Source organism: Gordonia oleivorans, assembly GCF_040044975.1.
Classification (GTDB): domain Bacteria; phylum Actinomycetota; class Actinomycetes; order Mycobacteriales; family Mycobacteriaceae; genus Gordonia; species Gordonia oleivorans.
Genome location: NZ_JBDZDI010000015.1, coordinates 1 through 11,826, shown reverse-complemented (window position 1 = coordinate 11,826; position 11,826 = coordinate 1). Strand labels below are relative to the sequence as shown.

The 11,826-nt window shown below is 67.8% G+C and carries 10 protein-coding genes; 2 read left to right on the top strand and 8 right to left on the bottom strand.

The annotated features are described in order from the left end of the window. Positions 1-148: 148 nt before the first annotated feature. The 4 genes from crtI to ABLE92_RS18475 form a co-directional block, all read right to left on the bottom strand. The gene (crtI, locus tag ABLE92_RS18490; protein WP_348806234.1) at positions 149-1,744 is read right to left on the bottom strand and encodes a phytoene desaturase family protein; all 1,596 of its coding nucleotides are present in this window, start codon (positions 1,742-1,744) and stop codon (positions 149-151) included. Between the two features lie 25 nt (positions 1,745-1,769). Beyond that, positions 1,770-2,669, bottom strand: coding sequence for a phytoene/squalene synthase family protein (locus ABLE92_RS18485; protein ID WP_348806232.1), 900 nt, complete (start codon positions 2,667-2,669; stop codon positions 1,770-1,772). Continuing rightward, positions 2,666-3,217, bottom strand: a complete 552-nt coding sequence (idi, locus tag ABLE92_RS18480; RefSeq protein WP_348806230.1) for an isopentenyl-diphosphate Delta-isomerase — start codon at positions 3,215-3,217, stop codon at positions 2,666-2,668. The genes ABLE92_RS18485 and idi overlap by 4 nt, the downstream gene beginning before the upstream one ends. 124 nt (positions 3,218-3,341) lie before the next feature. Further along, positions 3,342-5,159 carry an alpha/beta hydrolase gene (locus ABLE92_RS18475; RefSeq protein ID WP_348806229.1) on the bottom strand — a complete coding sequence of 606 codons (1,818 nt, stop codon included), beginning with the start codon at positions 5,157-5,159 and terminating at the stop codon, positions 3,342-3,344. 117 nt (positions 5,160-5,276) lie between these two features. Between ABLE92_RS18475 and ABLE92_RS18470 the strand changes: the two genes are divergently transcribed. Then, complete coding sequence (locus ABLE92_RS18470) at positions 5,277-5,972, top strand: CPBP family intramembrane glutamic endopeptidase (RefSeq protein ID WP_348806228.1); 696 nt, start codon at positions 5,277-5,279, stop codon at positions 5,970-5,972. Between the two features lie 33 nt (positions 5,973-6,005). On the opposite strand, the gene ABLE92_RS18465 is transcribed toward ABLE92_RS18470, so the two are convergent. Continuing rightward, positions 6,006-6,683 carry a TetR/AcrR family transcriptional regulator gene (locus ABLE92_RS18465; RefSeq protein WP_348806227.1) on the bottom strand — a complete coding sequence of 226 codons (678 nt, stop codon included), beginning with the start codon at positions 6,681-6,683 and terminating at the stop codon, positions 6,006-6,008. Positions 6,684-6,884: 201 nt separating this feature from the next. On the opposite strand from ABLE92_RS18465, the gene ABLE92_RS18460 reads away from it, so the two are divergent. Then, positions 6,885-8,156: a competence/damage-inducible protein A gene (locus ABLE92_RS18460; RefSeq protein WP_348806226.1), complete on the top strand. Its 1,272-nt coding sequence runs from the start codon at positions 6,885-6,887 to the stop codon at positions 8,154-8,156. Positions 8,157-8,183: 27 nt separating this feature from the next. Here ABLE92_RS18460 and ABLE92_RS18455 read toward each other — a convergent pair whose 3' ends face one another. Genes ABLE92_RS18455 through ABLE92_RS18445 form a run of 3 tightly spaced genes read right to left on the bottom strand, consistent with a single transcriptional unit; the run spans position 8,184 to position 11,164 of the window. Beyond that, a complete protein-coding gene (locus ABLE92_RS18455) occupies positions 8,184-9,425 on the bottom strand; it encodes an MFS transporter (RefSeq protein WP_348806225.1) in 1,242 nt (413 codons plus the stop codon). Further along, a complete protein-coding gene (locus ABLE92_RS18450) occupies positions 9,422-10,063 on the bottom strand; it encodes a GntR family transcriptional regulator (protein ID WP_348806224.1) in 642 nt (213 codons plus the stop codon). The genes ABLE92_RS18455 and ABLE92_RS18450 overlap by 4 nt, the downstream gene beginning before the upstream one ends. Positions 10,064-10,117: 54 nt before the next feature. Next, positions 10,118-11,164 (bottom strand): nitronate monooxygenase, encoded by a 1,047-nt coding sequence (locus ABLE92_RS18445; RefSeq protein WP_348806223.1) that lies wholly within the window; start codon positions 11,162-11,164, stop codon positions 10,118-10,120. Positions 11,165-11,826 lie beyond the last annotated feature (662 nt).

Below are 11,826 nucleotides of genomic sequence, written 5' to 3'. Positions count from 1 at the left end.
CGCCGCAAGTGGAGGATGGTGCGCACAGTCAACGCGAAACAGCGCCCACTCAACGAGATTCGACGCACGGTCGACGCGAAACAGCGCCCACTCGACGCAAAAGGACGCACAGTCGACGCGAAACAGCGCCCACTCGACGCGACGGAGACTACGACGCCGACGGTCCCGTCGTCGTGTCGCCACGCAATCTCTTGCGGATGAGTTCGGCACTGATCAGGCACATCGGCAGACCGATACCCGGTCGCGTGCTCCCACCGGCGTAGTACAGTCCCGACACCTTTCGGGACCGGTTGGTGGCACGCAGAAAGGCGCTCTGCCGCAACGTGTGTGCCGGTCCGAGCGCGCCACCGGACCAGGAGTTCAGGTCGTCGACGAAGTCCGCCGGACCGGTGGTGCGCCGCAGCACGATCCGGTCGGCGAGATCGGGGATGTCAGCCCACTTCGACACCAATTCGATGGCGCGGTCGGCGATCTGCTCGATCAGCGGATCACCGAGACCGTCGACGCCCCCATGCCCCAGACCGGGATCGGCCGGCACCGGGACGAGGAAGAAGAGATTCTCATCGCCCTCGGGTGCGACCGAATCGTCCGAGGCCGATGGCCGGCACACATACAGTGATGCGGGATCGGGTATGCGAGTGGGCTTTTCGAAGATCGCATCGAAGTTCGAGCCCCAGTCCTCGGTGAAGAACAGCGAGTGATGGGCCAGTTCGGGCAGCCGCCCACGCACTCCCAGGAACACCAGCACCGCACCGGGGCCCGATGTCCGACGATCCCACCACTTCTGGTCGAAGGTCCGCAATCGGGCCGGCAGCAACTCCGTTTCCAGGTGATGCAGGTCCGTCGCACCGATCACCACGTCCGCGGCCAGCGATCGCTCGGTACCGTCGGCGTCCCGCACGCGGACGCCACTGACCTCCGCCGACCGCCGATCCCGCAGCGAGCGGCCAGGATTCGGGCGAGTCGTGATACCCACCACCGGGCTCGACGAATGCAGGCGCGCACCCGCACCCTGCGCCACCCGGACCAGCGCATCGACGAAGGTGGTGAATCCGCCGTCGGGATACCGCACGCCGTCGTCGAGGTCGAGCCAGCTCATCAGGTGGTACATCGCCGGCGCCCGTTCCGGCGACGCACCGAGAAAGACCGCCGGGTACCCGAGTATCTGGCGCAGCCGCCGATCGGTGAAGTACCGCCTGGTGTAGCCGTCGAGGCTTTCGCCGAGCAGCCGCAACAACCGTGGCAACCGCCGCACCAACTCGGCGCCGGTGAACGCGTGCGCAGTGTCGAAGCTGGTGTACAGGAACCGTCGCACCGCAACGTCATACGTGTCGCGTGCCGACGCGAGATACCGGTCCAACGCGGCACCGGCCCCCGGCTCGATCGACTCGAACATCGCCCGGTTGCGCGCCACGTCACCGGACACATCGAGCGCGTCGCCATGTCCCTCGAAGAACACCCGATACCCGGGCTCCAGCGACGTCAACCTCACCTGTTCGGCCGTCGATGTCCCCAGCAGGGCGAAGAAGTGGTCGAAGACCTCCGGCATCAGCCACCACGACGGGCCGGTGTCGAAGCGGAAACCGTCGCGCTCCCAGCTTCCGGCGCGGCCACCGAACTCGGCGCCCTGCTCCACCACATCAACATCGTGGCCATCGGCGGCCAGCAGCGCGGCCGTCGCCAGACCGGCCACGCCACCGCCGATGATCACTACCTTCTTCTGTTGCGGCACAAGACTATTCATCGTGGGACCACCTTCGACTCACCGATCATGCGGCCACCCGGGGCCGCCCACGACGCGCCATCGCGGCGGCCGCGATCCGGACCTTGCCGGGGGTCGACACCCGGATCCGCCGACGCGCCGCCTCGGCCGCCGGCACCCCGCGCAGACCGACGGCCAACTCCGCGAACAGATCGTGGGCCGTACACACCGCGATGCGGCTGCCGATCGGCAGGTCGGGGATGATCGTCGCCGCGGCCGCGAGATCGGTGTCGACGTCGTCGAGCCACCGGTGCCAGGCGTCGTCGCGCGGGTCGGCCGGGTCGAGCCCGGTGAGGTACGTCCGTCCCAGATCGCCGCTGTCGACGCCGAAGTCCCGGAGAAAGTTCACCTTCTGGAAGGCCGCACCGAGCCTACGCGCCCCCGGGGCCATCGCGTCGTACCGCGCGTACCGATCCCGCTCATCGGCCAAAAACGCGCGCAGGCACATCAATCCGACGACCTCGGCCGATCCGTAGATGTAGGTGGCCAGCGACGCATCGTCGTGATTCGTGCAGTCCAGATCGGTACGCATCGACGCGAAAAATGGTGCGGTGAGCGATGATTCGATACCGACCCGGCGGGCGGTGCGGGCGAAGGCGTGGACGACGAGATTGGCGCTCGTCCCGGTGCCCATCGCCTCCTCGGTGTCGCTCTCGAGCTGGTCGAGGGCCACCCGACGTTCGTCGATGCCCTGTCCCGGGCGTGGGGCGTCGACGATCTCGTCGGCCACCCGCACCAGCGCGTAGATGTTATGGACATCGCGGCGCACCGGCCCGCGCAGCAAGCGGGATGCGAGACCGAACGACGACGAGTACGACCGGATCACCAGGGAGGCACTCGCTTCGGCCACGGCGTCGTACCGGGCGTACGGCTGCACCCGGTCCAGGTTGGGTCGGCGCAGGCTCACGTCCGGGCTCCGACGAGGCGATACGGATCTGGCCCGGTACCCAGGGCACGAACCTGTTCGACGAACCACGGGCTGAGCAACCACGGCGTACGGATCGCTGCCGCCCACACGTCGTCGACCCCGGCCCAGGCGACTTCCATCACCTCGTCCGGATTGGCGACGACCGGTCCCCGGGCACGCGCCAGAAACACCGGACACACCTCGTTCTCGACCACACCGCTGGCGTCGACCGCGCGGTAACGGAAATCGGGGATGATCGGCCGCAGGTCGTCGACATCGAAACCCAGCTCACGCTGCGAGTAGCGGCGAACGGCGTCGGTGATGTCCTCCCCGGGCCGGGGATGCCCACAGAACGAGTTCGTCCAGACGCCCGGCCAGGTCTTCTTGCTCAACGCGCGCCGCGTCATCAACAGTCGGCCGGCATCGTCGACGACGTGGCAGGAGAACGCCAGATGCAGCGGTGTGTGCTCGTCGTGCACCGACCCTCGATCCGCCGTGCCGCGCGGCGTGCCGTCGTCATCGACGAGTACCACCAGGTCCTCGGTCATCGGCGCGGCTCCTCGCTCCACTCGTCGCTGCAGTCGGTTGTGTCACCCCTAACCCACCAGCACTTCGACGCCGAAGCAAATCCGGATGGGCGGGTCCCGCCCGGTCGCGGAGTAGCGGCTCCGATCAGTCGCGATGCAACAGCGGCAGCAGCGCCTCGGTCTTCTCGGTGGTCCATCCGGGCGGTGAGAGGATGCGCGCCCACGAGTACGGAATCGCGCTCAGATAGTGATGCCCGTGCCCGTCGGGTACGCCGGTCGACACCGCCATATCGGCGGAGACCTGCAGGAATGTGACCAACGGGATCCAGCGCACCGCGTCGAGGACGTCACGTCCCCGGTCCTCGCGCAGCCAGTCCGGCTCGGACAGCACCAGCGCCGGCGACCACCACGTGATCGGGTCGGAGGCGTGCTGGAGATACACCACACGTGGCCCGGGCCAGGGCGCATCGGGGCGGTCGAGATCCGGCGGGTCGGCGATGAATCTCACCTGTTCACCGTTGCCGTAGATCGGCTGCCACTGCGGCGACCCGGCGTCACGCGCCGTCGTCGCATCGCTCCAGATGGCGTTGTTGAAGGTGGGACCGCTGAACAGGGCACCGTCGGTGCGGGCGGCCACGGTGGGAACGGTGCCGAAGGCGGCCTCCGCACCGAAGCTGCCCAGGCTCTCCCCGAAGACGACGAGCTTGGGTCGTTGATCCTCCGGCAGCGCCCTCACCCGGGCGTCCACCGCCTCGAACAGTGCACTGCCCGCCTGCCGGGCGCGTTCCTTGTCCACCAGGAACGAGATCCAACTCGGCAGGTAGGAGTACTGCATCGACACCGTCGCGACGTCGCCGTTGTACATGTACTCCAGCGAGTCGATGGTGGCCTTGTTGAGCCAGCCGGAACCGGTCGCCGAGCCGATGGCGATCACCGCGCGGTCGAGTCCACCGGCCCGCACGAGTTCGTCGGCGGCCAGCCGGGCATTGGCGCGCTGGTCGTCGCCGGACCCGAGCCCGACGAACGCACGGATCGGTTCCATCGCCGGTGCGGCGTTGAACGCCGACAGTTCCTCGACGGACGGGCCGCCGTTGACGATGCGGCGGCCTTCCCGTCCCAGCGACGCCCAGGTGACCAGCGACCCCGGACCGCCGGATCGCAGCCCGCTCGTCGGCGGCGCCGAATCCGGGTCGGTCTCGTTGTTGGCGGCGGCGAAACTCGCATTGAGCCACTGCATCGAATACTTGGCGACGACGCCGTTGAGGATGAACACCGTCAGCAACACCACGACCACCGCACCGGCGACGGCCGAAACGCGGGGCGGCGCAATCCGGTTGAGCTGCCGAACCAGCCACACGAGCAGTGACGCCCAGGCCTGACCGATGACCATCAGGATCACGAACACGATCACCGCGATCACGACCACCGCCGGGTACGCCGTCCACGACAGCCGATCGACGCCCATCAGGTCGCGGATATCGTTCTGCCACTTCGCGAACCAGTAGAACATCGACGCGGTACCGATCACGAAGGCCACCGCCAGCGCGATCCAGAACACCCGGCGCGGCGACGACCACCGCCGATCCCGGGACAGCATGAACCGCCCCAACCACGCCAGGAACGCCCCGACGCAGTAACCGAGCGCGGCGCCCGCGCCACTGACGACCCCCTGGAAGAACGCACCACGCGGCAACAGTGATGGCGTGGCCGACAGCCACAGGAAAATGGTGCCCATCACCAATCCGGTGAAACTGATGCGGTGGGAGTACGCGACGAGGCGCCGACGCAGCCCGCTTGCCCCGGGCGTGTCGTCCTCGAGCACATCTCTTTTCGATTCAGCGTCCGTCGGTTCGCCGTCCGTTGGTTTGACGCCAACGCCCTTCGACGACGCGGTGTCCGGTTCACTCCGTGGTTCGCCGTCTCCCGGCGTCGCCGCATGATCCTCGGCGGGCTTGCTCGACATGACTGCTCCTGTCACCGCAACGGATCGATCATCGGGCACAATCACCCAGATACCGCCGAAACCCTATCCGCACATCATCCGCGGCAACCAGCCGAGCCCGGCAGCGAGGAACCACCCATGTCACGGTTGCGCTGGTATCCGCCGCTGGTGGTGGCGTTGCTGATCGGTGTGCAGATCGTGGTGTTCACCTCCCCTCTGACCTACGCCGGATGGTTCATCCCGGCCGCTGCCGTCGTCATCGCGATCCTCGGCCGCGTCACCGGCCTGAGCTGGGATGACCTGGGACTGTCGCCCCGGACGATGCCCACCGGGTTGCGGTATGCCGTCGTGATCGTCGTGATCGTCGCCGTCGTCGCCGCGGGGGCCGTCGCGCTGCCGTGGACGCGCGAGTTGTTCCACAACGACAGCTACCCCGATGTTCCGGCGGCGATCTACGCCGCGCTGGTCCTGATTCCGTTGCGGACGGTCCTGGCCGAGGAGGTGATCTTCCGGGGTGCATTGCTCGGGTCGCTGGCGCGGCTAACCTCTGCGCGCGTCGCCCTGGCCGGTCAGGCCGCACTGTTCGGCTGCTGGCATGTCGCATCGTCGTTGGGGCTCGCCGCGCACAACGACGGCATCGGCGACATCGTCGGCACCGGATCCCTCGGCGTGGTGGCCGGGGTACTGATCGCCGTGGTCGTCACGGGCGGCGCCGGGCTCCTCCTGGGATGGCTGCGGATGCGCAGCGGCAGCCTCCTCGCCCCGATCGCACTGCACTGGTCGGTCAACGGGATCGGTGCGATCGCCGCGGCGATCGCCTGGCAGTTGAACTGACCGACCAGAATGCCGCGCTACCCGGTCGTCGCGCTACCCGGTCGTCGGGGGCGGGGCGTCGAGCATCGGGACCAGGTAGCGCCGGGCGACGTCGACGAGTTGATCGTCGTCGGAGAGGTCGATGATGTGGCTGGGGATGACGACGAACGACACGGAGATCCGCGCCAGCATCTCGGCGGTCAGGTCGACGTCGAGGTCACCGCGCAGGTTCCCGGCCTGCTGTTCCTCACGCAGTTGCGCGGCGACGAAGATCCGCACCGCGGTCAGCAGCCGACCGTCGTCACCACCGATCAGGCCGGCCAGCACCGACGGTTCCACCTCGAGCAGCCCGATGATCAGCGGGTTCGTCGTCACCGCGCGATACGCGCTCAGGAACCCGGCCACCAGCCGATCGGCGGCGGTGCGGGCGGGCGCGACGTCGGCGAGGAACTGCACCAGATACCGGCGGAACTCACGCAGCATCACCTCCTCGACGAGGATGTCCTTGTTGGTGAACTTGCGGTAGAGCGTCACCCGCGATGTTCCCGCGCGGCGCGCCACCTCCTCGAGCGAGGTGCGCTGGATACCCATCCGTCGGAACTGGTCGTAGGCCGCGTCCAGCAGACGCACCCGGATCGGGTCCTCCTCGACGTCAACCCCACCCCCGACCGCGGTGACATCGTCGAAGGCCCGTTGCAGCAACGATTTTCGCGGCGGCGTTGCTGAGTCCATACTTCTCCCACGGATTGTTGAGACGGCATCACCCGACCACGAACGACCCGACCCCCCACCATGCTAATCCGAGCATGCCCGATCTCCGGGATTCACCATCCCCCGTTCACAGCACTCCCCACCTCACTGACAGCGCTCTGTCCCACGCTGCCGGCGCCGCGCATCGACCTCCGATCCGCGTCGCGCACTATGCTCGACGACGTGAATGCGCGCGCAGGAATCGTGGTCACCGGCACCGAGGTCCTGACCGGCCGCATCGCGGATCAGAACGGTCCGTGGGTGGCGCGGCAACTACTCGACATGGGCGTCGACGTCGCACACATCACCGTGTGCGGAGATCGCCCCGACGATCTGATCGCCCAACTACAGTTCCTCGCCGCACAGGATGTATCGCTGATCGTCACCACCGGCGGACTCGGCCCCACCGCCGACGATCTGACCGTCGACACCGTGGCCCGCTTCACCGGCCGGCCACTGCACCTCGACACCGACCTCGAGGCCCACATCGGTGGCATCATCCGACGATGGCAGCAGCAACGCGGCGTCACCGACGACTCCGCCGCAGCCCGCGCGGGCACCCGCAAGCAGGCCATGGTTCCCGCAGGGGCCCAACCCATCTCACCGGTCGGGACCGCGCCCGGCATCGCCATCCCGGGCGACGACGGCCCGGCGATCCTCATCCTGCCCGGACCACCGCGCGAACTGCAGGGCATGTGGCCCGCCGCCATCGCCACCGGCCCGATCGAGCAGGCGCTCGCCGGCCGGGGCGACTTCCGTGAGCAGACGATCCGCGCAATGGGGCTGTCCGAATCCGATCTCGCCGCAACGCTGCGTGAGATCGGTCCGGGTATTGCGGGATTCGACGATCTCGAGGTCACCACGTGCCTTCGTCGCGGTGAGGTCGAGATCGTCACCCGCTATCCGTCGACCGCCGCCGCCTCCTACGATGCCCTCGCCGATGCCCTTCTCGCACACCATGGTTCGCAGATCTTCTCCGTCGACGGCGCCACCATCGACGACCTGATCGCGGTAGCGCTGCAGGGCCGCACCATCGCGACGGCCGAATCATGCACCGGAGGATTGATCGCCGCGCGCCTCACCGATCGGCCGGGATCGTCGGATTACGTTGCCGGAGGCGTGGTCTCGTACTCCAACGAGGCCAAGGCGGCACTGCTCGGGGTGCCGGCGCAGCTGATCGCCGAACACGGTGCGGTCAGCGAACCCGTGGCCGCCGCCATGGCCGAGGGCGCCCTCGACCGATTCGGCGCCGACACCGCACTGTCGACCAGCGGGATCGCCGGACCCGGTGGCGGAACCACTGAGAAACCGGTGGGCACAGTCTGTTTCGGCGTCGCACTGGCGGGACGTCCCACCATCACACGCACCCTGCATCTGCCCGGTGACCGCGCCGCGGTTCGCGACCGCTCGACGACGATCTCATTGCACCTGTTGCGGCGCGCACTCGCCGGATAGTCGGCATCACCACTCCTGCATGGAAAGTCAGGGCAGATGACGCCGATAGCCGCGCAGCACCACCAGAATCGACACCACGAGCAGGCCGATGAGAATCGACAGCAGGCCGACGGTGCTCAGCGGCGGCGTCAGCAGTGCCAGGATCGTGGGCACCGCGAAACCCAGATAGGCCACGGCGTAGAAGATTCCGGTGAGGGTCGCCAGGTCCTCGGCGGGGGCGATGCGCTGCACCTCGAGGAGTCCGGAGACCAGCCCGATGCCGAAACCCGCTCCGAAGACGAGACTCGCGACGATGCCGATCACCCAGCTCTGCGATGCGACGGCGCCGATCATCGTGATCAGCCCGACGACGAGGGCGATGAGTGCGACCACGATCCCGCGGGCCCCCGACGGGGTGTCGATCCGCCGCGCAACAGGCTGGATGGCCGCACCGGAGACCAGCGCGATCACACTCAATGCCGTCGCGTAGGCGAGCCCGAGCCCACCCGTCGACCCGGAGAGCAACACCGGCTGGTAGCCGTAGGACAGTCCGCAGGCCGCGAAAAGCCAAGGGCCGCAAACCAGGACCACGCCCAGGAACCGCCGGTGTCGCGCCGACGGCACCACCAGTCGATGATGCAGCGGCCGCGCGGCGGCGGCGGGGAACACGGTCTCGGGTGCGCGACGCACGAGCAGGAGCATCGGTAGCGTCACCGCGATGTGCAGAACGTAGGGCAGCACCTGGGGTATCGGCCCCCATTGGGCGATACTGCCGGCCACCGCGGCACCGGCGGCCGAACCGAGCGTGAAGGCCAGCGATGCCCGGCCCGCCCCGGCACCGGCGTCGGCCCGGACGTCGTGCGGCGGCCCGGACAGTTCCTTGAGCCAACTGGTGCCGACCGCCATCGCGGTGCCCACCGACATGCCGGCGAACAGCCGCCCGAGATAGATGGGAGCAGAACCGAATTCACCGAGCGCGAGAAGTGCACTGCCGACGAGACCGAAGGCCACCGCGTAATACATCGGTGTGCGCCGGCCGATGTGGTCCGACACCGCGCCGGCGATCACCAACGCGGGGGCCAGGCCCGCGACGTAGATACCGAGGAACATCGTGACCGTGCCGGCCGAGTAGTGGCCCACACGCTCGTAGAGCAAGAGCATCGGACTGAACTGATTGCCCGACCACGCACAGGCGAAGACCGCGCCGAACACCGGAATCCAGCCACGGCGGGCGACCGCTCGTGGGTCGAGCGTCTCCGCCGATCCGGCGATCGCGGTGCCCGAACTCATATCGCCCCGCGGTACCGGCCGAAATGGTCGGCGAGCACCTGATCGAAACCCGCCCGGTCTCCGGCGATCAGCCGCTCGGCGAGCACCCGATGATCGGCATAGGAGGCCGCGAGGTTGGCCACGTCGATGCGTAACAACAGGTTTCGCAGGCGCTGTTGCCGACTGCGCAGTCGGTCGTAGAAGTCCGCGGCGATCGGGTTCCCCGACGCACTCACCATCGTGGCGTGGAACTCGTCGTCGGCCTCGACGAACCCGTCGACGTCGCCGTCGTCGACCAATCCCTGCTGACGACGCAGATTGTCGGCGAGGCGATCGGCGAACTCCGGTGCGGGGCCGCCGGCGGTGAACACCTGACCGGCCGCCGCCGTCTCGACGCCGTGACGCATCGCGAGGACGTCGGCCGCCTCGGTCGGTGTCATCGGGCGCACGATGGCTCCCTTCCGGGACACCAGGGTGAGCAGCTGTTCGGAGTCCAACCGCAAGAAGGCCTCGTGCACCGGGGTCCGGCTGATGCCCAGTTCCCCACCGATGACGCCCTCGCTGACGAGGTCACCGCCGGCGAGGGTGCCGGCGAGGATGCGCTCCTTGGTGTAGGCGTAGGCGCGTTCGGCCGCCACCGGCCCGGTCGTGGACGTCATGAACGACGACCCTAGCTTGCATACAAGCTTGCGTGCAAGGACGGGGACCGGCCGTCAGCGCACCGACCGCCGTGACGCCGCCGCGGTGTCGGCCCACAGCCCGGCGATGATCTCGGTGGCCGATCCACCGCGCACGCCGCGATGGGCCGCCCCGGCCCAGAGGTTGACCGCCGACGGATCCCCGGCCGCGATGGCCGACTTGCGGATCGGGCTGGTGAGGTGATGGACGGTCGGGTACTCCGCGGGTGCGGCCGCATCGAAGTCGTCGATGAACCGGTTGCGCAGCGCCCGAGCCGGCCGTCCGGAAAACGCTCTGGTCACCGTGGTCGCGTCGAATGCCGGGTCGCGCAGCGCCGCGCGATGGACCGGGTTGGTCCCGGCCTCATCGGCGTCGAGGAGTGCGGTACCCACCTGCACCGCCACCGCGCCGGCGGCGAGGCAGTCATCGATCGTCGGCCCGTCGCCGATCCCGCCGGCGGCGATCAGCGGGACATCGGTCAATCGACCGATCTGTCCGAGCAGATCCAGGGTCGACGTGGTGTTCGGGACGGTGTCGAGGTCGAGGGTGGCTCGATGCCCTCCCGCCTCGGCGCCCTGGACGCACAGGGCGTCGACGCCGAGGGCGAGTGCCCGCGTCGCATCGGCCGGATCGGCCACCGACGCGATCACGAGAATGCCGACCTCGTGCAATCGGTCGACCACCTCGCGCGAGGGAAGACCAAAAGTGAACGACACCAACGGAACCCGCCGCTCGATCATCAGATCGACCTTGACGTCGAACCGGTCGTCATCGGCGTCGACGATTTCGGGAAGATCGACACCGAAGCGTGTGGCGAGCGGGCCGAGGGCCTCGCGATAGCGTTCGACGGCGCGGCGGTCACCCAGGGGTCGTCCCGGGGCAAAGATGTTGACGCCATAGTTGATTCGGGCGTCGGCGACGGCATCGATCTCCGCACCGACGGCGTCGGGCGTCTTGTAGCCGGCCGCCAGGAAACCGAGCCCACCGCCGTGTGCCGCGGCGATCACCAACTCCGGTGTACTCGGTCCACCCGCCATCGGCGCGGCGATGACGGGCACCGCCGGACTCGTCAGATCGAACATCTCGCACTCCTCTCAGTCGCGGTCAGGGCCAGCGTAATCACCACCGCGGCGCCCGGGTAATGCGTCTAATCAGTCAGCGCGGGAGAAATTAGGACAGTCTCTGTGAGCGCGCGGCCCACGCACCCCTTTGTGCAAGACCGTCGTCGACCAGCGCGCCGCATCTCACGCCACGGCAGCATGCACGACAATATGCTCGAGTAGATGCAGGTTCCCTGAAGTTGTTTCTTGGTAAGTGACAGGAAACCAGTTGTCGATGTCAACCTCGAGCGTTGCGAAGTTGTTGGCGTCTCCTGTCGACCTGCACCGGAGATGGACTCTACTCCCCGTAAGAGGTGTCGCGGAGTCCGGCGTGAAGGTATCCTGCCCCCGTCCCCATATTGGGAGAAATTGTGGAAATATTGGGCGGACATATGGAGGGGCGAAAAAATCGATCTTAGATCTCCCCTCCCGGCTTTCATGTACGCCGTCGCTGTAGGATTCCCAAGATTGCTTCTCCGTTAGCTCCTGAACTCGCCACTTACCATATAGTGGCGAAGCTTGGCTCTTGTGACGTAGTTGTGGGTGGGTTCGGCGTGGCGTGAGGGCGCAACGCCGTTGTCCTGCTTAAGGTTTGGTTTGCGAAGACTAAACCTGAGGAGTTCCGGCGTTGCGCATGTCCAGTG